23 protein-coding genes and 1 riboswitch are annotated in these 22,881 nt (G+C 37.7%); of the genes, 5 read left to right on the forward strand and 18 right to left on the reverse strand.

Going from position 1 to position 22,881, the window contains the following annotated elements:
- Nucleotides 1–99 precede the first annotated feature (99 nt).
- Both DSM02_RS04580 and DSM02_RS04585 read left to right on the forward strand, forming a co-directional pair.
- Nucleotides 100–951 carry an AraC family transcriptional regulator gene (locus DSM02_RS04580; protein ID WP_128764540.1) on the forward strand — a complete coding sequence of 284 codons (852 nt, stop codon included), beginning with the start codon at nucleotides 100–102 and terminating at the stop codon, nucleotides 949–951.
- A gap of 384 nt (nucleotides 952–1,335) precedes the next feature.
- Nucleotides 1,336–1,890, forward strand: a complete 555-nt coding sequence (locus DSM02_RS04585; protein ID WP_128764541.1) for a hypothetical protein — start codon at nucleotides 1,336–1,338, stop codon at nucleotides 1,888–1,890.
- 5 nt (nucleotides 1,891–1,895) lie between these two features.
- Here DSM02_RS04585 and DSM02_RS04590 read toward each other — a convergent pair whose 3' ends face one another.
- The 11 genes from DSM02_RS04590 to ruvC all read right to left on the reverse strand — a co-directional run bounded on the left by DSM02_RS04590 (nucleotide 1,896) and on the right by ruvC (nucleotide 10,516).
- A complete protein-coding gene (locus DSM02_RS04590) occupies nucleotides 1,896–2,681 on the reverse strand; it encodes an SDR family oxidoreductase (RefSeq protein WP_128764542.1) in 786 nt (261 codons plus the stop codon).
- A 64-nt stretch (nucleotides 2,682–2,745) separates the two neighbouring features.
- A complete protein-coding gene (locus tag DSM02_RS04595) occupies nucleotides 2,746–3,063 on the reverse strand; it encodes a cupin domain-containing protein (protein WP_128764543.1) in 318 nt (105 codons plus the stop codon).
- Nucleotides 3,064–3,173: 110 nt separating this feature from the next.
- On the reverse strand, nucleotides 3,174–4,178 hold the full coding sequence (locus DSM02_RS04600) for a metal-dependent hydrolase (protein WP_128764544.1): 1,005 nt from the start codon (nucleotides 4,176–4,178) through the stop codon (nucleotides 3,174–3,176).
- On the reverse strand, nucleotides 4,179–5,954 hold the full coding sequence (locus DSM02_RS04605) for a MutS-related protein (RefSeq protein ID WP_128764545.1): 1,776 nt from the start codon (nucleotides 5,952–5,954) through the stop codon (nucleotides 4,179–4,181).
- A 45-nt stretch (nucleotides 5,955–5,999) separates the two neighbouring features.
- Entirely contained in the window at nucleotides 6,000–6,371 is a 372-nt protein-coding gene (locus DSM02_RS04610; RefSeq protein ID WP_128764546.1) for an MmcQ/YjbR family DNA-binding protein, read from the reverse strand.
- 40 nt (nucleotides 6,372–6,411) lie between these two features.
- Complete coding sequence (locus DSM02_RS04615; protein WP_128764547.1) at nucleotides 6,412–6,945, reverse strand: GNAT family N-acetyltransferase; 534 nt, start codon at nucleotides 6,943–6,945, stop codon at nucleotides 6,412–6,414.
- Nucleotides 6,926–7,558 (reverse strand): DUF4230 domain-containing protein, encoded by a 633-nt coding sequence (locus DSM02_RS04620; protein ID WP_128760043.1) that lies wholly within the window; start codon nucleotides 7,556–7,558, stop codon nucleotides 6,926–6,928. Before DSM02_RS04620 ends, DSM02_RS04615 begins: the two co-directional genes overlap by 20 nt.
- 15 nt (nucleotides 7,559–7,573) lie before the next feature.
- The gene (locus DSM02_RS04625; RefSeq protein ID WP_128764548.1) at nucleotides 7,574–7,924 is read right to left on the reverse strand and encodes a DUF4260 domain-containing protein; all 351 of its coding nucleotides are present in this window, start codon (nucleotides 7,922–7,924) and stop codon (nucleotides 7,574–7,576) included.
- Between the two features lie 2 nt (nucleotides 7,925–7,926).
- Nucleotides 7,927–8,676 carry a cyclase family protein gene (locus DSM02_RS04630; RefSeq protein WP_128764549.1) on the reverse strand — a complete coding sequence of 250 codons (750 nt, stop codon included), beginning with the start codon at nucleotides 8,674–8,676 and terminating at the stop codon, nucleotides 7,927–7,929.
- Nucleotides 8,677–8,744: 68 nt separating this feature from the next.
- Complete coding sequence (gene hemW, locus DSM02_RS04635; RefSeq protein ID WP_128764638.1) at nucleotides 8,745–9,917, reverse strand: radical SAM family heme chaperone HemW; 1,173 nt, start codon at nucleotides 9,915–9,917, stop codon at nucleotides 8,745–8,747.
- An 8-nt stretch (nucleotides 9,918–9,925) separates the two neighbouring features.
- Nucleotides 9,926–10,516: a crossover junction endodeoxyribonuclease RuvC gene (ruvC, locus tag DSM02_RS04640; protein WP_128764550.1), complete on the reverse strand. Its 591-nt coding sequence runs from the start codon at nucleotides 10,514–10,516 to the stop codon at nucleotides 9,926–9,928.
- 124 nt (nucleotides 10,517–10,640) lie between these two features.
- Between ruvC and DSM02_RS04645 the strand changes: the two genes are divergently transcribed.
- The gene (locus DSM02_RS04645) at nucleotides 10,641–11,669 is read left to right on the forward strand and encodes a glycosyltransferase family 2 protein (RefSeq protein ID WP_164918234.1); all 1,029 of its coding nucleotides are present in this window, start codon (nucleotides 10,641–10,643) and stop codon (nucleotides 11,667–11,669) included.
- Here the strand turns inward: DSM02_RS04645 and DSM02_RS04650 are convergent, their stop codons facing one another.
- From DSM02_RS04650 to DSM02_RS04660, 3 genes are all read right to left on the reverse strand, one after another.
- The gene (locus DSM02_RS04650) at nucleotides 11,670–12,149 is read right to left on the reverse strand and encodes a hypothetical protein (protein WP_128764552.1); all 480 of its coding nucleotides are present in this window, start codon (nucleotides 12,147–12,149) and stop codon (nucleotides 11,670–11,672) included.
- A gap of 104 nt (nucleotides 12,150–12,253) precedes the next feature.
- A complete protein-coding gene (locus tag DSM02_RS04655; RefSeq protein ID WP_128764553.1) occupies nucleotides 12,254–13,363 on the reverse strand; it encodes an acyloxyacyl hydrolase in 1,110 nt (369 codons plus the stop codon).
- Nucleotides 13,364–13,371: 8 nt separating this feature from the next.
- Entirely contained in the window at nucleotides 13,372–14,124 is a 753-nt protein-coding gene (locus DSM02_RS04660) for a head GIN domain-containing protein (RefSeq protein ID WP_128760035.1), read from the reverse strand.
- 149 nt (nucleotides 14,125–14,273) lie between these two features.
- Between DSM02_RS04660 and DSM02_RS04665 the strand changes: the two genes are divergently transcribed.
- Nucleotides 14,274–15,896 carry an ArnT family glycosyltransferase gene (locus DSM02_RS04665; protein ID WP_128764554.1) on the forward strand — a complete coding sequence of 541 codons (1,623 nt, stop codon included), beginning with the start codon at nucleotides 14,274–14,276 and terminating at the stop codon, nucleotides 15,894–15,896.
- Here the strand turns inward: DSM02_RS04665 and DSM02_RS04670 are convergent.
- From DSM02_RS04670 to DSM02_RS04685, 4 genes are all read right to left on the reverse strand, one after another.
- Entirely contained in the window at nucleotides 15,893–16,987 is a 1,095-nt protein-coding gene (locus tag DSM02_RS04670) for an acyloxyacyl hydrolase (protein ID WP_128764555.1), read from the reverse strand. The two genes, DSM02_RS04665 and DSM02_RS04670, sit on opposite strands and share 4 nt — an antisense overlap.
- 51 nt (nucleotides 16,988–17,038) lie before the next feature.
- On the reverse strand, nucleotides 17,039–17,992 hold the full coding sequence (metF, locus tag DSM02_RS04675; RefSeq protein WP_128764556.1) for a methylenetetrahydrofolate reductase [NAD(P)H]: 954 nt from the start codon (nucleotides 17,990–17,992) through the stop codon (nucleotides 17,039–17,041).
- 68 nt (nucleotides 17,993–18,060) lie between these two features.
- On the reverse strand, nucleotides 18,061–20,787 hold the full coding sequence (metH, locus tag DSM02_RS04680; protein ID WP_128764557.1) for a methionine synthase: 2,727 nt from the start codon (nucleotides 20,785–20,787) through the stop codon (nucleotides 18,061–18,063).
- Nucleotides 20,788–20,796: 9 nt separating this feature from the next.
- The gene (locus tag DSM02_RS04685) at nucleotides 20,797–21,822 is read right to left on the reverse strand and encodes a homocysteine S-methyltransferase family protein (protein WP_205875087.1); all 1,026 of its coding nucleotides are present in this window, start codon (nucleotides 21,820–21,822) and stop codon (nucleotides 20,797–20,799) included.
- 116 nt (nucleotides 21,823–21,938) lie between these two features.
- A riboswitch (SAM riboswitch) is annotated at nucleotides 21,939–22,039 on the reverse strand.
- 254 nt (nucleotides 22,040–22,293) lie between these two features.
- On the opposite strand from DSM02_RS04685, the gene DSM02_RS04690 reads away from it, so the two are divergent.
- A complete protein-coding gene (locus tag DSM02_RS04690) occupies nucleotides 22,294–22,881 on the forward strand; it encodes a carboxymuconolactone decarboxylase family protein (RefSeq protein WP_128760029.1) in 588 nt (195 codons plus the stop codon).

A 22,881-nucleotide genomic window follows, 5' to 3' on the forward strand; every position in this document is an offset into this window, starting at 1 on the left:
AGGGTTTAAAAGCTTTCTTTTTGTACCAGTTAGCTAAAAGTTTGCATATATTAGCATGATTAGAGAATTTTGAACCAAAAGAACGTCAAATTCTAACTATTGAAAGTTTTACCTTTTAAAATACCGAAGTCTGGCAACAACGCGCTCATCTTGCAAGAAGACCTGGAACCGCTGTTTTATGACAAGCTACACCAGCATCCTGAAATACAGGTAAGCTATATCTTAAACGGAACAGGAACACTACTGGTAGGTGATACGGTAAGTCGCTTTGGCCCTGGAGACTTATTGGTTTTTGGCGGAAATCTTCCGCATGTTTTTAGAAGTGATACCCAAGATGAAGGTTTTTCACATATGCTCACAATATTCTTTAATAGAGAAAGTTTTGGCTCCTCTTTTTTTGAAACTGAAGAATTAAAAGATTTTGAACTGTTCTTCAAGCAGGCAGCTTCAGGTTTTAGGATTCAGGACAAAAGCAAAAATTTAAAAAGAGAATTTATTACCCTGAAAAGCTTGCCGAACCTGGAACGCTTTATGAGTTTTATAAAACTGCTATATGCTGTTTATACTGCTCCTAAAGAATTACTCTCTAATTTCACCAAAAACACTAAATATACAGATACTGAAGGCCAGCGTATGAGTAATGTTTTTGATTATTGCCTGAGCAACTTTCAAGAACGCATAACACTAGATGAGATCGCCGAAGTTGCTGTGATGAGTCCTACTGCGTTTTGCCGCTTTTTTAAAGAGCGAACCAATAAAACCTTCTATCAATTTTTATTAGAGCTGCGCACTGAACATGCCTGCCAGTTACTACGCACTCCAGAAAACCAAGAGTCAATCGCAAGTATTGCGTTCTCGAGTGGTTTTAATTCGGTTTCTAATTTTAATCGATACTTTAAAAAACAAAAAGGCATGAGCCCAAGGGAATATATTACCGCAGAAACAGGCTAGTTTTTGTAACAATCCAGATAAATCTCCTACTTATATAAAAAACCAAAAACATGAATAAAACACAGATCCTTATAGCCGTTGGAAGTCTATTCATTTCGGCTAGCTTGATCAATTCATTTTACGTTCATTTAAATGATAGCATATCAGGTTTTTTGATGGGAACAGGCATAGGTCTGCTATTTATAAGTCTCGTTAAGATACGTAAAAGCAGCAAGGCTAAATCATAAAGTCTACATACTACTCAATGCTCCTCCATCAATAGGTATTTTAGTCTCGGTAATATATGCAGCTTGTTGTGAAGCTAAAACCATACAAGCTTTTTATTTTATTGACTAATAGCTGCAACGGTTTTTAATAAAAAAGGTCTTTTTTAAAAAGAAAGTTTTGAAAATCATAAAACCACTCCCAACCTTAAAAGAAATCCTGACGATAGGCATAATTAGCTTTTTATGTCAACAAGCAATTTCTCAGAAGGAAACTGAGACAAACGTTAAGAAATTTAAAAGTGCCTTTCAGCAGGATAAAGAATTTGAAGTCTATGAAAATATAGGCTTTTTTAAAACGTATAAAAATACACTCAGTTTTTACAATCAAAAAATGGGAATAAGTTTTACTGCAGGTCACGCAGTACAAGGGCTGGCATTATCATCAAAACTACCAGACATTCAACTAATGACTCAAGTTTTACTCACCTATGACGTACAATCAAACCTTCAAATTTATGCTTTAGGTAAATATGTTGATCGTCCTATTAACAACTCAGGGGAAAGTCAAACCTCTATGAACCCATTGTTTGAGCAAAGTGAATTAGGGATGGGAATTAAAGCTAACATCTACGATATAGAATTAGACATGGGGCCTAAATTGATTCTCGATACACAAAGTATAAACTCAAATAATTTCTTCAGGATAAACACCAAGATTTCTAAAAAATTCTAATCGATTTACAAACTACTCAAAGCTCCTCCATCAATAGGGATTTGAGTACCGTTAATATACCCGGCCAGTTCTGAAGCTAAAAATGCAACTAAATAACCGTACTCTGCAGGATCTCCAATACGTTTTACAGGAACCGTCGCTTCCAATCGTTTGAGCACTTCCTCTTCAGAAATATTTTGTTCTTTTGCTTTTTGAGCATTCAAGGCTTTTATACGTTCTGTATTAAAATATCCCGTAAGAATGCTGTTTACAGTTATTCCATCCTTACCGACTTCAGTAGCAAGACTTTTTGCCCAAGTTACCACAGCTGCTCTAATAGAATTAGATAAAACCAAATAAGACAGTGGTTCTTTTACCGTAACCGAAGCTACATTTATAATACGGCCCCACTTATTTTTTTGCATCGATTTTAGAGCTAATTCCGATGTAAGAGCTACAGTTTTAAACAATAAATCAAAAGCGTGCTGATAATCTACAACATCCTTATCGAGTGCTGTACCGGCTGCAGGGCCTTGCGTATTGTTCACTAAAATATCCACGGAATTGTTCTCAAAATACTCAGAAATCAAAACTTGGTAGGCTTCAAAATCAGTAAAGTCTACCTGAAGGATCTGATGCTGCTGACTTTCGTGAGTTGATAAAACAGACTTCACCACTTCTAACTTATCAAGAGAACGCGACATTAAAGTAACAGTAGCTCCGCTGGCTGCCAATTGTATAGCAATCGCTTTACCAATTCCTGAAGTACTCGCTCCTACCAATGCCTTTTTTCCACTTAGATTTATTCTCATTATCTACTTCTTTTAAAAAGGGGTCTCGACTGCGACTGACCTGACATTAGAATTTTTCTTAAATCTACTTATACTCTTCTCGTGTAGGACTGAACACATCTAGTAGTTTACACGGTGTAAGTGCTTTACCACTATGCGGTAGGTGGGGAGCAATCACTACAATATCGCCGGGATAGTATACTTTGGTTTTTCCATCTAAAGTGAACTCAAATTCACCTTCAATTACATGCATGATTTGCTCGTTCATATGGCTGTGCTCGGGCACTTCTGCTCCCTGCTCAACCTCCCAAAAGGCTAATGAAGTATTTTGAGTATGTACCAGTTTACCGTGATAACCCGGCATAATTTCTTGAGGTGTTATTTCTGAAAGTTTATACTGCATCTTATTATTTTATTGCTGTTATTATTTCTATTAGTTGCTTCGGTACAGATTGATTTTGTCATCACAGGCTCAATTCTTATTTCTTTGTTCTATTGTCTAACATCAAAACTCTAATTCCCCCAAACCCTGCTCCACAAACTACTTAAAACCTGCTTCATTGCTTCGGGATCACGTTCAGCTTCTATCATATTCAATTCGTCATATTGATTGGGAACAAGTTGATAACTAAAAACAAACTTTAAATTTTCTGCTTCTAAGTCATAAACACCAAAACGTAAATCGTTAAAAAACAAATCCTGATTACGCTCTTCAATCGCATACCAACCTTCGGCAATTTGAGCGAGACGCTTTACGGTTTCAGAATTTTTATAATTTCCTAAAGCCGCTTTGTTTTTTGCCACTCTTTTAAAAGAAATAGGTTTCGTATCAAAAAATGAATAATCACCCAGCAAGTACGCATCTCCTACATCTACATTGGCATACCATAAAATGGTATTGAAAGCTGCCGGGCGGGTGTCTATCGAGGCATATTCGATATGTTGAGCATCCAGAGCATCGGTAAATTTTTGATAACTGATGCCTTTTAAAATCAATGTCAGAATCATATATCCTGAACTTACAATTAAACCTAAGCGATTGTATTTTTTTCGCTTTGCGGAAGTTTTAGGCAAGCGCATGGCTAGAATCAAAAACACAAGAAAAGGCAGTGTATAGAGCGGATCTATCACAAATATATTTTGATAGGCCAACCGCAGGTCAAAAGGCCAAAAAAGCTGTGTTCCCCAAGTAGTATGCGCATCGAGTAGAGGATGTGTTATCAATCCCCAGAAGAAAAGCCAGGACCAGTCTTTCCAGGTTGCTGCTGCTCTTTTATGAATTTTAGAAACCAGCCAGCCCAGAAGCGGAGCCATCACAATGCTAAAAATTATAGAATGACTCAACCCACGATGAATTTCTATCGCCGTCAACGGATCTAAAAATTTGCCGACGATTGTATCCAAGTCTGGTATCGTACCAGCTATCGCTCCGTAAAACATAGCTTTATTGCCTACTCTCTTTCCTAAAACAGCTTCTCCTACTGCCGCCCCCAGAACGATTTGCGTTAGTGAATCCATCTAAGAATCAATAATATTCATCTTCCGCAACAGGAAAGACGCATTCATATTTTGACAGATTCCCTTTTTAAAAGTATAGTCAAAAAAGAGTTCGTCATCAATAATCTGCGCGTCAAAATAATAGTTTTTAACGTCATCCAGAACGTCTGCCGCTTCACAAAGACTCAAGTCGTGAGTAGCGATAATCCCGGTAGAATTTGACGCAACTAGCTTCTCTATAAATTTACGAGAACCAATTGCTTTATCGGTACTGTTAGTTCCTTTTAGGATTTCATCAAGAATTATAAAGTAGGTATCTGTTTTAATGGCATTAACAATAAACTGCAACCGTTTTAATTCTGAAAAGAAATAGGATTCATCATCGGTAAGCGAGTCGCTGGTACGCATACTCGTAATCAATTTTATAGGACTGTAAATCGCTTCTTTCGCACAAATAGGTAAACCGGCATTACTCATTACAATACTCAAGGAAACCGTACGTAAGAACGTACTTTTTCCGGCCATATTAGCTCCGGTAATGATAAAAAACTGCTCACTATCAATAGTAAAATCATTTGCGATCGCCTTTTTAGGATCGAGTAACGGGTGCGCGAGATCAATAGCTTTTAAAGTATGATTTCCGGATTTGATTGCTGCGAAAGAATAATCAGGATGATTGAATCTGAAATTACCCAAACTGTTTTGCGCATCAAAAAAGGCAATAACCTCAAACCAGTTTGCGACCTCATCAGCATGTGTAGCAATCCATTTTTCTATGCGGAAACATTGTCTCAAATCGGAAAGAAAAAACGCATTGATAAACACACCTACAAACATATTAGAGCGCTGGTCGAGAATTCCCAGCATTTTTGAAAACTGCTCAATAATTGCTGAAGCTTTTGCCTTTTGAGATTTAATTTTATCTTGTTCTCGCTTTAAATAAACCGAAGTGAATTCTTGCTCCTCCAACAACAACATCAGCCTATAATATTGCTCAAAAGTTGTTTGTGTTTTGCTGGATTTTGTCCAGAGATTTGTGATTTTTTTGACGTAAATACCTGAAACTCCCAACCCGATAAAAAACCACCAAATGATCAAATTGCTACTTATAATATCCAGATAAGCCAGAACAAAAACCGTCACAGAAGCCACCGAAAACGCATTGGGTAACCACTTCATTATTTTTGGGATAAAACTTTTATAACCGTTCAACCAATTTATGATTGAACTCGCGCTGTAATCTGCTTCTACCAGTGCTGCAGTAGCTCTAAATTGCTGACGCCAATCTGGCTGATCTGAAAGTTCTTTTGCAGCTTCTTGCTTTTCAGGGATTCCATCAATGCTGTTTGCGGTAAGTAAAGCTGCCAACTTTTGCTTCCCGCTCTCCAGTCCGGTTCTATTTAAATATTGAAAGAAAGAACCCCTTCCAAATAGATCAATATCCTGACTGTACTCATGCAACGGATTATTGAAGTTTTCGCCATCTGGCAAATTGTAATAATCCCGATTGAGCACTTTGATTTCGGTCTCATTAATCGAGATCATTTCTTGTATAAAATCTCGCTTATATTTTAAACGGGAATGTCTGGAAACCAAAGCCAGAAACAAAATGATTTCCACCACAATTACGGCGATAATTACACGCGTGTTTTCCCATAAAAAATAAATAGCCGCAACACCTATTAAAAAAACGGCAAGCCGAATCATGCTGCTTGAAAACAATAGCGTTTGGATTTTTTTTAGCTGCTCTTGATAGGTTGCTATTTTTGAGCTGTAATACTCTTTTGGATTCTGCATGCGTTTGATTGAAGAAATGATTTTTGTAAAGCTAGATATTCAGAATCAATCCAGACTTTTTAATTGTTCTTTTAGTTTTTTCGTAAGACTGTTTACGATCAAATCGTAGCTGTGATCAATAAATCCCTGCAGTTGATTAAACGAAATTTCACCGTTGAGCACAACAGTATTCCAGTGATGTTTATTCATATGCCAGCCAGGCAAAATACTTTCAGGATACTCGCCGCGCAATTCCTGAGCATATTTTGGATTGCATTTTAAATTGATACGCGGTTCTCCTTCCTCCCAGGATTTGAGTCCACTTAAAGCATACATCTTACCCATTACCTTAAAAACCAAGGTCTCATTATCAAATGGAAATTCTTCGGTTGTACCGGGTTTTCTCAAACAGTATTCTCTAAAGTTGTCGATGTTCATAGCGCTCTATTTAATTAGTGATTGTAAAAGAAGAGGCTTATTATGAATTTTTAAACGGATAATACATAATATAATCTTCCATCAAATAGCCGTTACCAATATCAAAATCTGCGGAATAGCTATTCTTAAAGCCGTAATATTCATAAAAAGACACAGCATTATTGCCCCGATTCACGTTAAGCATAACGCCGCCGTCTCCTGCCTTTTTTGCTTCCGCGAAAGCGAAATCCATTAAAAAACGCCCTGCTCCGGCTCCCTGAGTTTTGGGCAATACATAAATTTTATCAACCTTGGTAAGCGTTGCTTCGGCATTTAAACGCTCATCTGAATAATGCGGAATGATCGCTAAATACCCCACAGCGACTTCTGAATCATAAAGCAAATAAAATACGCTTCCGGTTCCTGTTTGTTTCTTTAATGAAGTAATGCTGTACATCATCTCCATCATATAGCTAATCTGGGCTTCAGAGAGAATATCTTTAAAGGTTGCTGGCCAGACCTCATCAACCAACTGTTTTAAGAGTGACCAATCTTCTTTCTGAACCTCTTTAATGCTAAACTGCTTTTGACTCATTCTTATCTTTTAATCGGGGTGCTTCAGCTGCTTTTTCTAATGCCTGGTAATCTAATTTCCAGCCAATCGTCTGCACTAAATTTTCCATAAGTGATACTGTACTTAATGCTTGCTTTGAAGCTTCATCATACAAACCACTTTGCGGCACTTTGTCTACAATGTGCTGCTTAGCCTCTCTGTTTATTTCGGTAAGATCTGTTGAAGTAAAGGGGTTTGCCCAACCCTCTTTTTTATCGTAATATTTAAAATCAGTTTCTATACTGAGTAATTCCGGCTGTGGAAAATCGGTTAAAATAATGATCCTATTCTTTACATCAGGGTGCATTTTAATCTTGGTAAGATCAAAACCTACATAAGCTTTAGCATCAATGAGCACCAATGCTTTCTTACTTCCTAAAAACAGATTGAGCCATTTATCTTTTACATTCTGATAATGGTAAATTTCAGAAAAATCTCCTTCTACTGTTATAAACTTACAAACGCTACGTATTTTTTCCATCAAAACAACAGACTGCTGCTGCGCATTTTGCTGGCGCTTGCTTTTATTAAACCTATTGAAAATAAAGTAAGCAACCACGCTACCTACTGCTAAACCTATGAATAGATATTCCATAAATCAAAGATAAGGTTAGTTGCCTATTTTCCCTAAATGCGTGTCTTTAAAACCAGTTTCATATTTCAACCCATATCCCAACAAACGATCAAACGCAGCGTGAGAAAAAATAATTAATCCCGTAACTTGAAATTCTATAAGACTAAACGCGGCACCTAATAGGTAGCAGAGTATTCCTAAGCTTTTTAAATGCAGAAAATTATAACACCAGGCACCTATTTTGGGGCCTGCCAAATATCCCAAAGCACTAATATCTGGAACTAAAAAAAAACCTATAAACCACCACCAGCTTAAATCTAGGGTACTAAAAAGATAAATTCCTAAGAGAAGCGAACCGAATTCTTCTAATTTGAGTAGTGTTTTCATTCTTAACTTTCTAAGGCATAAAGTACTGGCTTACTAGGGCTGGCATCATTTTCAAAAGAAGCGATTTGCAAATTCAGTAAATACGACCCATCTTTTACAGTGTGTGGTACAAAAATCATTTCGGTTATAGTGGCATCTAATCGCAATTTACCCTTGGTATCCCAAAAAGCATTATGACTGGCTAAAACACCGTCATCACTCTCACGATCTATGCTGGGGAGGTCTATAAGCAAATGTTTAATACCGCATTCGCGAAAAAATACAGCAACTTCTTCAAGTAAATACGGCCAGTTTGTGTGTGACCAATTTCTACTTTTTTTACTTGCTGTATTAGGGAGGGTACGTATTACTATGGCTTCAGGGCGTTTGGCTCCCAATGCTTTCTGCGCCTGCTTTTTAGTAAAGACTAAATCATCAGCATACGACTCTGGTACCAACGTGATCACTTCCGCAGAAAACATAAAGGTTTTGAGATGCTCATTGACACTATAAATTTTTTCGGTAATATGACCGGCGCATTCAGTATGTGTACCGTGAGCGTGGGGGTTAAACTGTACATTATTAAAATTTACCACAGAACCCTGTGCTACAGCTGCCACCCATTTACCTACTTTCACGGGTTCTATATTAGGCGCATCTAGATACCACGCCACAGGATTTTTAGCGCTGCTAACGATGGGAATACTTAGATCTAATGGTTTTGTAAAATCTACTGTATAGTCTTGAGAATTGATCGTGATTTTTGCTCGCATGCTTTGGTTCTGGCTGGTTATCTACTTTGATAAGTTAAGAAATTCACCAAAATGTTACAGTAGAAATGTCATGAAAGATTGATTAAAAACAAATCGCTTGCAAGGCCGTCGCTTAAAAACTTACCTTTTTGAGTGACCAAAATACGGTCTTGATCTACAAACAACAAATGCGCTTGAATATGTTTCTGAGCCTGTTGCAGCGCATATTCTTTATATTTTAAACCGAAAGACTCTTCGATCTTGATTAATGAAATTCCCCAGATCGTACGTAAACCCGTCATCACATATTCGTTGTATTTATCTGTCATCGAAAGTGTTTCACGCTCGATGGGTAGTTCTCCAGATTGTATCGCCTTAATATACTTAGGATTGTTATTGATGTTCCAACTGCGAGTAGCACCATCATAACTGTGCGCCGAAGGACCAATTCCTAAATAAGATTTCCCCGTCCAATAGGCTGTATTGTTTTGCGAATAATAACCCGGTTTACCAAAGTTTGAAAATTCATAATTCTCAAAACCGGCTTTTTGCATGCGCTCAATTAAAATCTCAAAATGACGTTGTGCCACTGCATCGTCAACAGGTTTTACCACACCCTTTTCTATAAATTTCTGTAAAGCGGTATTGGGCTCTACCGTCAAGGCGTAACTCGATATATGTGGAATCTCAAGTGCCAGTGCTTTATCTAAATTCTTCTGCCAGCGTGCATCACTCATATCGGGCATCCCGTAGATCAAATCAATAGAGATATTATCAAAATACTGTTTAGCCAACTCCAAACATTGCACTGCCTCAGTTGCATTGTGTGCTCGATTCATCAATTTTAAATCTTCTTCAAAAAAAGATTGCACACCTATACTCAATCTATTGGTTCGGGATGCTGCAAGCATTTTCAGTTTAGCTCCGGTAAGATCATCGGGGTTAGCTTCCAGCGTGATTTCAGGGTTAGCGCTGACTTCAAAATGAGCATCTATGGTCTTGAAGATTTGCGCTAATTCTTCAGCTTCTAATAAACTGGGAGTTCCTCCTCCAAAATAAATGGTTTGTAATGAACCGGGAATTTCATCTTTCCGCAGAATTAGTTCCTGACATAATGCATCAACCAATGTGCTCTTTTTCTTCAAAGATGTTGAAAAATGAAAGTCACAATAATGACAGGCCTGCTTGCAAAAAGGGATGTGAATGTAGAGTCCGAGCCCCCCAACCCCCGAAGGGGGAGTTTCCTCAAACCCTGAAAAAATGAATTTTTTCACTGCTTAGATGTTTTGTTCCCTCTTCGGGGGTTAGGGGGATTTATGCGTTTCTCATTCTGCTTTACAAAAGCATCCCAGCCGGTATAGCTTTTACCGGTTTCAATACGACCGGCGTTAAAATGATGACACACCGCAGCTGCAAGACCGTCTGTACTATCCAGATTTTTAGGAAGCGTTTTGAGACCGAGAAGGCTCTGTAGCATTTTTGCGACCTGTTCTTTACTGGCGTTTCCGTTACCGGTGATTGCCATTTTAATCTTTTTAGGAAGGTATTCTGTAACCGGAATTTGTCGTGATAAACCAGCAGCCATCGCCACACCCTGCGCCCTCCCTAACTTAAGCATAGATTGTACATTTTTACCAAAAAAAGGCGCTTCGAGTGCCATCTCATCGGGATGATAGGTATCTATAAGTTCTATAGTACGTTCAAAAATAAGTTTCAGTTTTACGTAAGGATCGCTGTATTTTTTAAGCAACAATTCATTCATCTGAATAAACTCCATCTTCTTGTTCACCACTTTAATGAGGCCAAAACCCATAATCGTGGTTCCCGGGTCGATCCCTAAAATGATTTTTTCTGATTTCAAGCGCTATTTTTTTTACATCTTTGAAGCTACCACAAAGCTAAACATAATAAGCGTGATCCTCCTCTCTGCCCTCTTAATACTCTACACCTTACTTATCGCGTTTCTGTGCTTTGGCTTTAAACGTTTGAAAACTGACAAACTTAAATCTGCCTTAACTCATCATACTTCATTTTCGATAATTATTCCGTTTAGAAACGAAGTTGAGAACCTCAACACGTTACTGGAATCACTTTCAAGCTTGAATTACCCAAAGTCACATTTTGAAATCATACTCATTGACGATGCTTCAACAGACGCTTCTGTGGCTTTTATCGAAGCGTTTCAACAGCAAACCAAAGTCTCAATTATAGTTATAGAAAACGAACGCTTTTCGGCCTCTCCCAAAAAAGATGCATTAACTAAAGGAATCAGCAGAGCACAATTTGAGTGGATAATCACAACAGATGCAGACTGTAAAGTGCCGGATTTGTGGTTACAGCATTTTGATCAAAAAATCAGAGCCGAGGATAGTAAATTTATCGCCGGCCCGGTTTCGTTTTTTGCATCTGCAGGATTCCTCAATAGATTTCAGCAACTTGACTTTTTAAGTTTACAGGGAGCCACAATAGGAAGTTTCGGACTCCAGCAAGCATTTATGTGTAATGGTGCTAATCTTGCTTTCTCTAAAACTGAATTTTTAAGATTGAATGGATACGCGCAAACGGATCATTTAGCTAGTGGTGATGATGTCTTTTTGATGCAAAAATTCATCAAAGAAATACCTGAAAAAATACACTATCTCAAAACGTCTGAAGCACTTGTACGAACTCAAACACAGCCTAACTGGAAAAGCCTGACAGAGCAACGCAAACGCTGGGCTGCAAAAGCATCTGTATATACAAGTTGGTTTGCAATACTTACCTCGTTATTGGTTTTACTAGGCAATGCTTCCCTATTTTTAGTTATTTTTTATCCCGAAATATGGCTGCTAGTACTACTGAAAATAGCTGGTGATTTTCTATTAATATGGCAAACTGCATCACTTTTTAATCAAAAAAAGGGTTTGATTTACTTTCCGCTTGTGGCTGTGATCTATCCTATTTTTACTGTATATATAGCGCTAGCAAGTCAGTTTGGTAAGTTTGAATGGAAAGGCAGAGTATTTAAAAAATAGCTAATCTACCTTAATAACTACTGGCATTTTAAACATTGTTTTTACAGGAATCCCACGTTTGTGTGCCGGGTAGATTTTTGGCAAAGAATCTAAACTATCTTTGAGCCAACCTTCTAACTGTGGTAATTGTTTAGCGATCGAGTCAGGGATTTCTGCTTGCTCGATCTTGAGGTCACCCAAGTCAGAAATACTCAGATACAACCAGATCGTGTCGTTCAATTCAGATTCTACAATAATCGTTTTTGTAGAAAGCTGGCGCTGAAAATTAAGTGCGAGTTCGGTTTTGAAGCATTCGTATATCGCATCTTGCCCCTTGATTGAGTCGCACGAAGCAAAAGAGGGATATTCTTCAACTTCATTCATATTGAGATTCTTGAGTTCTTCCTTTAGAAAAGTATCAGAAGACACTTTCTTAGTCTCAATATCTTTGCAACCGGTAACCCAAACGGCAAACGCCAAAAGAACTAGATTTCTTACCATAAAACAGCTACAAAGATGTGAAAACGTGCGGAATAAAACTAAACTATATCTTTAAAAGGAAGGGTTGCGTTTTCCGCCGCTGATTTTTCGCTTTTCAGAATTGCTCAAAAACGATATCCCACACTAAACTCTACGCCTTCTGCCTTAGCTCCGTGGGCTTTTACCGTTACCGAAGCAAAAATATCATCTGTAAAATAGCGCTTTAAACCCAGGCGATTGTATAGTCGGTTTTCAAATTCATATGGATAATATATATAATACCCTAAATGAGAAACAAAAGCAATCTTATTAAACCGCAACTCGTGACCTATAAAAAGCCCCACGCGTTTCCAGTCTTCATCTCCACTAACCCCTAACTCAGGAAAAGAAGCTGCCTGAAGCTTAATCAATTCTTTAAAGAAATAAGCAAAAAACACATCTGTACCGGCAACTAAAGTGCTCTTGTGGTTGATGCGCTTGTCTGCAAAAGCAGAAACTACAAAAAACGGAAACTGCCCCTGACCAACGATATCACTCTCATTAACACCTCCTCGCAGAACCAGATTATAGTGAATAGGCTCCGTGTATTTTGTGCGTTCTCCTTCCGGAATTAAATCTGGCATGTCTTTATAATCCAGATTGTAATTAGCTCCCACATTAAATGCAAACGTATTGGTACTGTTATTAGGAGCCCGAAGGTTTGCATTACTGTAATGGATGATCGTAAAACCGGCATTAAGACCAAAACCTTTATAAAGATTTTGCTTGTTGTATTGCAAAGCAATGTATGTAGAACTTAACAATTTTGTACCGTAAGCATTGTTCTGATAATTGGTTTCCGCATCATACGGACTACCAGCAACTGCAAAACCTTGCCCAATACGGAAGTAAGCATTTCGGTTTAAAAAGTAAAAATTAAAATGCCCGTAGAAACTTATATTTTCACCCAGATACTCGTTATGCAAATTTTGATAAGCCATCGAAAAACCCCAATCAGGATAATTATAACGTCGCTCCCACTCATTAAAACCATAAGTTTTGCGGTTGTAACTCAACAAGAATCCGGTAGGGTGGCCTGTTATTAAATGATTAATATCCGGGTTATGCTCAAGGATGCTTCCGTAGAAAAAAGAGGCATCTAAAGAAACTGGCTTTTTTTCTTCAGTAAAATCAGTTTCCTGAGCTGTAAGATTTAAAAAAGATAAAATTAGGAATACGGGTAAAAAGTGCTTCATAAGTCTTTTTATTCCTCAAAAATTAGACGACCGGTATAACGCTCCTCTACATCAACCACCGGAGGCCGATTTACTGCAATAACATCTCCGGTACCGGTAATTACACCCGTTAAACTCTGCTGTGGATTTATAATCATTTTGTTAGGAGCTCTGTGATATATATCAATATTTTGAACTACAAAATCCCTTCCTTCAAAGCGGGGATTCTCATTCTGAAAGCCAAGCTTCATATTTTCTGCTTCACCAGTCATATAAAAAACACTTTTACCATTGGCATCTATCCTGAGGTTTTCGGTATCAAGATCCAAATGAAATTCTCCTGTTTTTCTAAGAATGACATCTAGGTTAATTGAAGTATTACTCACTAAATACAGATCGGGAAAAACCAAAGTGCCATCACTGTAGATCTCGCGAGCAGAATTGTGACGAATCTCAGTAAGGTTAGGCACGGTAACAAAAACTTCAAAGTTGCCATATTCTCTCAAGAGGTTACAACGTGTATCATTACGAAGCACTAAAACCCCATCTTGAACTTCAATCAAGGCTTCTGAAAGCAAATTCTCACCAGTGCGCAATGTAGCCTTATATTCATCACCTTGCTTGATATAGACAATCACATCGGTCTCTGCACGAAGTTTAGTAAACTCTTCTAATTGATATTCTACCTCAACGGTATCACCAGAAGTTTGAAAACAGTCTGGTGCATTTTCTGAATTACATGAAATAAAGATGACAAAGAGTACTAAAACAAGGCTACGCATGAAAGCAATAATTTTTAGGCAAATTACGGCAAAAAGAAACAGAATGACCACTGTATATATGACTTGCTATTAATATTAAATGAAATTGAGCAGATAATTTTTAGGATACGTATTTTAAGTTAGAACTTTGTCATTTTTAAAATCAAGCTTTGACAAAAAAATTCTACCTAGTTCTTCTCTTCCTTTTTACGATTTTAAATCTGGGACAAGGCAGTTGGGGACTAACCGAAAGCAGCGAGGCACGCTATGCCGAAATAGGTCGCGAGATGGCCCTTAGTAATGATTTTATTCATCCTTCTTTGCTAGGTATTGGTCATTATCACAAACCACCTATCACCTATGCAATTACAGCTATTGGGTATAAGATTTTTGGTTTTAATGAGTTTGGCGCACGCTTTTTTATGAGTTTGGCTCTCATGCTGCAATTATTACTGATTTTTAAAATTGGCAAACTTTGGTTTAAAGATGAGAAGATCGCTATCGCTGCTGCACTCATCTACTTTTCATTCCCTATCGCACTAATCGCAGCACGAAATTTAACCACAGATGCTTATTTAGTAACCTTTATTATCTGGAGTATTTACTTGTGGCTTCAGGTTAAAATCAATAATAAAAAAGCATCCTTATACCTTTTCTATATAGCACTCGGACTAGGATTCCTTACTAAAGGTCCGGTTGCTTTTTTACCTACAGCACTATTCATTTTATGCTATAAAATTATTTATAGAGAAAAACCAAAATTGGGTATTCATAGCATTCTTGGCTTCATCTTGTTACTAGCTATTTCGGGATCTTGGTTCGCAGCGATCGTTGCTGAAAAACCAGCTTTGTGGGATTATTTTATTCAGGAACAAATTATAGCCCGTAGCGTACATGCAGAAACCTTTCACCGGGCAAAGCCATTTTGGTTTTATTTGGTTTTTGCCCCGCTACTTTGCTTACCGTGGTTTGTACCTATAATACTGAATTTAGTTAAGCAGAAAAATAGCATTTCTTTTGATCGCGGCACCAAAACTTGTGGATATGCAGCCCTAGCTATTTTAGTTGCTTTCTCACTTTTTTCATCAAAACTCATCCTCTATATTTTACCAGTATATCCGGTATTAGCACTATTTTTTGGCAGTGTATTTATCCAGTATTCTCAAACTTCAGAGAAGATTTATTTATATGCTTTTAAAGCTGGCTATGTCTTACTGTTACTTATAATCATTGCATTAATTGTGACCCCAATAGTCACTTTCAACATCTGGCTTGCCCTGGTCCTATTGATATCAGCGATAGGCATAGCTTATTATTTATTTTACAAATCTATTATAGAGTTTAGATGGAACATAATTTTGCTAAGTACACTGGCATATTGTTTTGTGATTATAATTCATTCATCTTTTAGTGCAGCAAATAGTTTTGCAATTAATTCGCCTAAACCTCAATATGAGTTTATAAAAGCAGAACGCGGTGATGCTGATTATAAAGTACTTATTTACGACAACCTACTATCATCTGCACCATTCTATCTCAACGAGCGCGTCATCACAATTTATGATACTAATTTTGAAGCGAAACGGGATACTCGTTTTGAGAATACAGATGCGTGGAAAAAAAGTTATTTACCACTTAATGAAGAAGGGCAAGCACAGCGTTTAAAAAGCCTGCTCCGTGATAAGAATAATATTTTGCTGATTAAGACAAAAAAGGTACTTCCAAAGGAGTTCACCCATTTACTAGAAGGCTTTAAATCAAAAGAATTTAAAAAATGGACTGTCTATTATTAAAGCCTAATACCTATACCAAACTCTACTGCTTCGGCTTTTGCCCCGTGAGATTTTAAGGTAATAGCACCGAAAATACTCTCTGAAAAATAACGTTTTAAACCACCTCTAAAATACACACGACCTTCAAAATCGTAGTCGTAATAAGCGTAATACCCAAATTGGGTTACGAAAGCATTTTTATTGAAGTGTAGCTCGTGCCCCACAAACACACCGGCCCGTTTCCAATCTTCATCTCCGGTAGTACCGTACTGATTGGCAAATGCAATAGATTCATATTCGATCTGATCTTTTAAAAACGGACTTAAAAATAAATCAGCTCCTACCTGCAAGCTGCTTTTATGTGAAATGCGCTTGTCTAAAAAAGAAGACACAACCAAAAAAGTTCGCTGTCCTAAACCTATGAAATCACTTTCATTAACTCCTGTTCTTAAAACGAGATTCCACTTGATAGGTTCTGTATATCGGCTTTTAACCTTTGGGATGTATTCGGGAAACTCCTCATCATCCAGTTGATAATTCAACCCTAAATTGAATGTAAATGAGTTTGTACTGGCATTGGGGGATCGCACATTTGCATTAGAATAATGCACTAGAGAAATCCCGGCCTGCAACCCTATTTTATCTATTATATTAGGCTGCTTATAGTTTACCATTATATAGGTAGAACTCAATAAGGTAGAACCATAAGCATTGTTCCTGAAGTTCTTATCCAGATCAAAAGGTTTTGTTGTAAATGCAACACCTTGAGCAATACGCACCATCAAATGTCTGTTGAGCGCATAAAAGTTAAAATGCCCATACAGCCCATAATTCTCACCTAAATTTGGGTTTTTCTGATCTTGAGCTACAAATGAAAATCCGTAATCCGGGTAATTATAGCGTGCTTCCCACTCATTAAAACCATAAGTCATTCGATTATAAGATAGAATCACTCCTGTAGGATGCCCAGTAATAAGATGGGAGATATCTTTATTATGCTCCAGAATACTTCCGTAGGTATAATTAACATCAAAACTATAAGGCTTAACCTCGGTCTCCTGACCATAAGCAAAACCTACAGCAAACAGGGCAATAAGAATTCTATACTTCATTCAAAATAGGGTATCCGGCAAATGTATCAAATATTATCAGTAATAGACTTGTTAAAAAAGCGCAGATGCTATTGCTTTTACATTATCGCTTTTGCCCATGGAATAATAATGCAATACCGGCACACCGCCTTCCATAAGTTCTTTAGATTGCTGAATTGCCCACTCTATACCTACCTGACGAACATCTGTATTACTTTTACACGACTCTACAGATTCTATCAACTCTTGCGGAAGATCTATCTTAAAAACCTGTGGTAACAATTGTAAGTGACGCTTAACAGCAATAGGCTTTATACCCGGAATAATAGGAATATCAATCCCTTCTGCACGGACTAAATCAACAAACTCAAAATATTTTTTATTGTCAAAAAACATTTGAGTTACAACATAGTCTGCACCAGCCTCAACTTTTTGAATCAAGCGTTTTAAGTCTGTTTTTAAAGAGGGAGCTTCTAAATGTTTTTCAGGATAGCCGGCAACACCTATACAAAAGTCTGAACAATCTGAGGTCTCTACCATACCATTCAGATAATGCCCTTTATTCATTTCGACTACTTGCTCTACAAGGCCTAAAGCGTATTCGTGACCTCCCGGAGTAGGCTTAAAATACTGCTCTTCTCGCATAGCATCACCTCTCAAAGCCATCAGATTATGAATACCCAAATAATGGCAGTCTACAAGCATATATTCGGTTTCTTCCTTAGTAAAACCACCACACAATACGTGAGGCACCGTATCTACATTATACTTATGCTTTATAGAAGCACAAATACCTATAGTACCCGGTCTCATCCGGGTTACTTTTTTATCTAACAACCCATCTTTTTCTATGTAAACAAATTCCTCTCGCGATGTAGTAACATCAATAAATGGAGGTTTAAATTCCATCAAAGGGTCAATATTGTTATACAACTCCTGAATACTTTTCCCTTTTCTAGGCGGAATCAGCTCAAAAGAAAATAAAGTCTTACCGCTTGCTTGTTTTATGTGATCTGTAATTTTCATAAGTAAGTTACCTGCTTAGCTAACTGCTCTTGCAGATTTTAATTTTTGGTTGTCTTAGTGGTTTACTTTTATTGGTCAGAAATATTAGGATTCAACCATTTTTCAGCCATGCGTACTTCTATTCCTTTACGATCTGCAAAATCGATCACCTGATCCATTTTGATTTTTCCGAGGCCGAAATAACGCGCATCAGGATTAGCAAAATAATACCCACTTACCGAAGCGGCCGGCCACATGGCTAAACTTTCGGTAAGCTCTACACCTATTTTTTCCTCAACGTCAAGTACATCCCAAATGGTTATTTTTTCTAAATGGTCTGGACACGCAGGATATCCCGGTGCAGGCCTTATTCCCTTATATTCTTCTTTGATCAATTCTAGGTTACTTAGCGATTCATCGTTTGCATAGCCCCAGTGTTCTTTTCTAACACGCTCGTGTAAATACTCAGCAAATGCTTCTGCAAAACGATCTGCGAGTGCTTTAACCATAATGCTGTTGTAATCGTCGTGATCTGCTTCATATTTTGCTGCTAACTCCTGCGTACCAAAACCTGCTGTCACACAGAAGCACCCCATATAATCTTGCTTCCCACTTTCTTTAGGAGCTATAAAATCTGCTAATGCAATATTGGGCTTTCCCGATGCTTTTTTGCTTTGTTGACGCAGCGTTCTAAAAATGAACTTTTCAGTTTTATTTTCTAAACCTGAAGTAATGATCTCGATGTCATCGTCGTTTACTGTATTGGCTTCAAAGAGTCCAAAAATCGCTTTTGCCGTTAATAATTTTTCATCTAAAATCTTTTTCAAAATCTCTTTAGCATCAGCAAATAACTCACGTGCTTGCTCGCCTACTACATCATCATCTAATATATCTGGATACTTACCGTGTAAATCCCAACTGCGGAAAAACGGTGACCAATCTATATAATCAACAAGTTTATTCAGATCAAACTCTTCAATAACCTGAACTCCTAATTCTTTAGGTTTAAACGCTTCAAATTTATTCCAATCTAATTTCCATTTATTCTCACGTGCTTGAGCCACGGTTAAGAAATCACGTTTCTTCCCTCGTGTTAAAAAGCGCTCTCTAAACAAAGCATAATCTTCTTTAATATCTGCTTTATATTTTAACCTTGAATCGGGATTGAGAAGATCTCCAACAACCGTTACCGCCCGGGATGCATCATTTACATGAACAACTGCTTCCGGATATTCCGGATCAATTTTCACTGCGGTATGTGCCTTACTAGTGGTTGCACCACCTATAAGCAATGGAACGGTGAAATCTTGACGTTTCATTTCTTTAGCCAGAAAAACCATCTCATCAAGAGAAGGGGTTATGAGTCCGCTAAGACCTATAATATCAACGTTGCGTTCTTTTGCAGTTGCAATAATTTTTTCCGGCGGAACCATAACTCCCATATCTATGATCTCATAGTTGTTACACGCCAAAACCACACTCACTATATTTTTACCAATATCGTGCACATCTCCTTTTACGGTAGCCATTAGGACAAGATTGGATTTTGCCTTTTCCGACGCCGGTGGTGGGTTTTTCAGTTTTTCTTCTTCTATATATGGCAATAAATAAGCAACTGCTTTTTTCATCACCCGTGCCGATTTTACAACCTGTGGAAGGAACATTTTTCCATCTCCAAAAAGGTCACCCACCACGTTCATCCCAGTCATTAGATGACCTTCAATCACGTGTAATGGCTTTTCTGAAGCTAATCTTGCCTCTTCTACATCTTCTAAAATATAAGCATCAATACCTTTAACTAAAGCTCGTGTAATTCTATCTTGTAAAGGTTCTTCTCGCCAAGACAGGTCAACCGTTCTTTCTTTTGCATTACCTTTTACACTTTCGGCAAAATCCAGTAATCGCTCTGTTGCATCATCGCGACGATCAAGAATAACGTCTTCTACGTGCTCTAATAAATCTTTAGGAATATCATCATAAACCTCAAGCATCGTTGGGTTAACAATACCAATATTCATCCCAGCTTTAATAGCGTGGTATAAAAATACGGAGTGCATCGCTTCGCGCACCACATTATTTCCCCGGAAGCTAAAAGAAACATTACTTACTCCGCCACTTACATGTGCGTAGGGTAAATTCTCTTTCACCCATTTTGTAGCTCTAATAAAATCTATAGCATTGAGACGATGCTCTTCCATACCGGTAGCAACCGGAAAAATATTCAAGTCAAAAATGATATCCTCCGGTGGGAATTTCACCTGATTTACGAGAATATCATAACTGCGTTTTGTAATCTCCAGACGACGCTCATAATTATCAGCCTGACCAACCTCATCAAATGCCATAACGATAACAGCAGCTCCGTATCGTTTTATCTTTTTAGCGTGGTCAATAAATTCGGCTTCGCCTTCTTTTAAACTAATGGAGTTCACCACACATTTACCCTGTACAACCTGCAAACCTGCCTCTATGATATCCCATTTAGAGCTGTCTATCATAATAGGTACTCTAGAAATATCTGGCTCTGCAGCAATGAGATTGAGAAAAGTAACCATCGCCTTTTTACCATCAATAAGACCATCGTCCATATTGATATCTATGATCTGGGCACCGCCCTCTACCTGATCCCGTGCAATGTCTAAGGCTTCATCAAATTTCTCTTCATTAATGAGTCTTAAAAATTTACGCGATCCAGCCACATTAGTACGTTCTCCTACGTTTACAAAATTGCTTTCTGGCGTAACTACTAACGGCTCTAAGCCACTCAATTTTAGCGGTCTTATTTTTTTTGCTTTAGCTATTGCTTCTACACTCATCGTTCTGATTTATATCGCTGTTTCAGCTTCATTAAGCTCAGGCAATGGCCTTGGTTCATAATCTTTCACTAATTCTGCAATGGCGTGGATGTGTTCTGGAGTTGTACCACAACAGCCACCAATGATGTTGATCAGCTTTTTATCTAAATAGATTTTTATCTGAGCTGCCATCTCTTCTGCAGTCTCATCATATTCACCAAATGCGTTAGGCAATCCTGCGTTAGGATAAGCCGATACTGCAAAGTTTGATCTACTGGAAACAACTTCTAAATAGGGAGTTAGTTGCTCTGCTCCCAAAGCACAATTAAAACCTACAGAAAGTAAAGGCATATGCCCCACAGAGATCAAAAATGCCTCAGCTGTCTGGCCAGATAAGGTTCTTCCTGAAGCATCAGTAATGGTACCGCTCACCATCACAGGGATGTCTATATTGCGTTCTTCTTTTAGTTCTTCAATAGCAAAAAGTGCTGCTTTTGCATTCAGTGTATCAAAAATAGTTTCCACTAAAAGCATATCTACACCACCATCAATTAAGGCTTCTGCTTGTCGCTTGTAAGCTGCTCGCAGCTCATCAAAAGAAACCGCTCTAAAACCAGGATCATTTACATCTGGAGACATACTGGCAGTTTTGTTAGTAGGCCCCATTGCGCCAGCTACAAAACGTGGCTTTTCGGGTTCTTTTTCTGTAAATTCTTGCGCTACCTTTTTTGCTATTTTAGCAGACTCATAATTAAGTTCGTAAACAAACTCCTCCATCCCATAATCTGCCATAGCGATTGTAGTCCCACTAAAAGTATTTGTCTCTACAATATCTGCTCCCGCAGCAAAATATTTAGCATGAACATCTGCAATAGCTTCAGGTTGCGTAATACTCAACATATCGTTATTACCCTGCACAGGACTTGACCAATTTTTAAAGCGCTCTCCTCTAAAATCTTCTTCTGTGAATTTATAGCGTTGCAACATTGTTCCCATTGCACCATCTAAAACAAGAATACGCTTTCTTAAAGCTTTATGTATTTTATTTTGACTCATAATCTTTATCTAAAAACAGCATTTTAACGCTTGCAAAACACGCTCATATCTCTGAGAATAGTGTGCAAAAATACGTTATTAAGAAGGCAAAAGAAAAGTCGCAAAGACTTGTTTTTATGTTATCTATCTCAAAATCGAGTAGAATGTAGCACCTTCTCCAAGAGGAGGGTTGCTAAGGCTTCAACGGGTCTAATCCCTCTGCCTTTCTTGATAACCACATTAAAGAATGAACTGAACTGCAAATATTGCAAAACCTTGTCTAAATATGAAACATTTATAGCACTAATATTCCAATTTTATCTCTTAAAGTAATAAGACATAGGACACTGTTTTACCGTTAAAAATACTTGTTTGAAATACCTAAAAATTTCAAACGAATACAGATACTTGATTTACAGTATTTTATATATATGAATTTAAAGTAATTTTAATTATTAATTTTATTATTTTAACAGTCCCAAACTTCTATATATGCAAAACTCTACTTTTAGTAACACTACCCGATTTCAAATTGTAAATTATAATGAAGCTTCCTCCGAAGTTCAGGAGATTTACGACGACACAAAACGTACTTTACAGATACCGTTTGTCCTAAATTGGTTTAAGTGCCAAGGATCTAACGCCACACTCTTAGGTGGTAACTGGGCAAAATTAAAATCAACGTTAATGATGGGAAGTATTCCTAACGTTTTAAAACAACTCATCATTTACAATGTTTCGAAAGAACGAGATTGTCAATATTGTGCACACGCTCACGGAATTTTCGCAGATAGCATGAGCGCTATGATTAATGATAACCCTAATTTTAAGGTTACCGAAAATCTGGAAAGCCCACTTATTCCTGAAAGTTTTAGAACTGCTATTAAAGTGGTATCAAAAGCCGCGCTACAACCAGATCAGATTACAGATGCTGATTTTGAAAAGCTTAAGGATGTAGGTTTTGACAATCTAGAAATTCAAGAACTTATGGCTCAAGCAGATCTGGTAAATATGCTCAATACACTGGCTGATGTTTCTGGTATAAGAATAGATAATGAGCTTCTGGAAGCTCACGCTTAA

Origin of the sequence: Leeuwenhoekiella polynyae (assembly GCF_004104075.1) — a bacterium.
GTDB lineage: Bacteria > Bacteroidota > Bacteroidia > Flavobacteriales > Flavobacteriaceae > Leeuwenhoekiella > Leeuwenhoekiella polynyae.

Excerpts from the sequence above, each read along its gene's own strand:
- DSM02_RS04590 (WP_128764542.1), bottom strand. The coding sequence starts at position 2,681 with ATGAGAATAAATCTAAGTGGAAAAAAGGCATTGGTAGGAGCGAGTACT.
- DSM02_RS04595 (WP_128764543.1), bottom strand. The coding sequence starts at position 3,063 with ATGCAGTATAAACTTTCAGAAATAACACCTCAAGAAATTATGCCGGGT.
- DSM02_RS04600 (WP_128764544.1), bottom strand. The coding sequence starts at position 4,178 with ATGGATTCACTAACGCAAATCGTTCTGGGGGCGGCAGTAGGAGAAGCT.
- DSM02_RS04605 (WP_128764545.1), bottom strand. The coding sequence starts at position 5,954 with ATGCAGAATCCAAAAGAGTATTACAGCTCAAAAATAGCAACCTATCAA.
- DSM02_RS04610 (WP_128764546.1), bottom strand. The coding sequence starts at position 6,371 with ATGAACATCGACAACTTTAGAGAATACTGTTTGAGAAAACCCGGTACA.
- DSM02_RS04615 (WP_128764547.1), bottom strand. The coding sequence starts at position 6,945 with ATGAGTCAAAAGCAGTTTAGCATTAAAGAGGTTCAGAAAGAAGATTGG.
- DSM02_RS04620 (WP_128760043.1), bottom strand. The coding sequence starts at position 7,558 with ATGGAATATCTATTCATAGGTTTAGCAGTAGGTAGCGTGGTTGCTTAC.
- DSM02_RS04625 (WP_128764548.1), bottom strand. The coding sequence starts at position 7,924 with ATGAAAACACTACTCAAATTAGAAGAATTCGGTTCGCTTCTCTTAGGA.
- DSM02_RS04630 (WP_128764549.1), bottom strand. The coding sequence starts at position 8,676 with ATGCGAGCAAAAATCACGATCAATTCTCAAGACTATACAGTAGATTTT.
- DSM02_RS04650 (WP_128764552.1), bottom strand. The coding sequence starts at position 12,149 with ATGGTAAGAAATCTAGTTCTTTTGGCGTTTGCCGTTTGGGTTACCGGT.
- DSM02_RS04655 (WP_128764553.1), bottom strand. The coding sequence starts at position 13,363 with ATGAAGCACTTTTTACCCGTATTCCTAATTTTATCTTTTTTAAATCTT.
- DSM02_RS04660 (WP_128760035.1), bottom strand. The coding sequence starts at position 14,124 with ATGCGTAGCCTTGTTTTAGTACTCTTTGTCATCTTTATTTCATGTAAT.
- DSM02_RS04670 (WP_128764555.1), bottom strand. The coding sequence starts at position 16,987 with ATGAAGTATAGAATTCTTATTGCCCTGTTTGCTGTAGGTTTTGCTTAT.
- metF (WP_128764556.1), bottom strand. The coding sequence starts at position 17,992 with ATGAAAATTACAGATCACATAAAACAAGCAAGCGGTAAGACTTTATTT.
- metH (WP_128764557.1), bottom strand. The coding sequence starts at position 20,787 with ATGAGTGTAGAAGCAATAGCTAAAGCAAAAAAAATAAGACCGCTAAAA.
- DSM02_RS04685 (WP_205875087.1), bottom strand. The coding sequence starts at position 21,822 with ATGAGTCAAAATAAAATACATAAAGCTTTAAGAAAGCGTATTCTTGTT.
- DSM02_RS04690 (WP_128760029.1), top strand. The coding sequence starts at position 22,294 with ATGCAAAACTCTACTTTTAGTAACACTACCCGATTTCAAATTGTAAAT.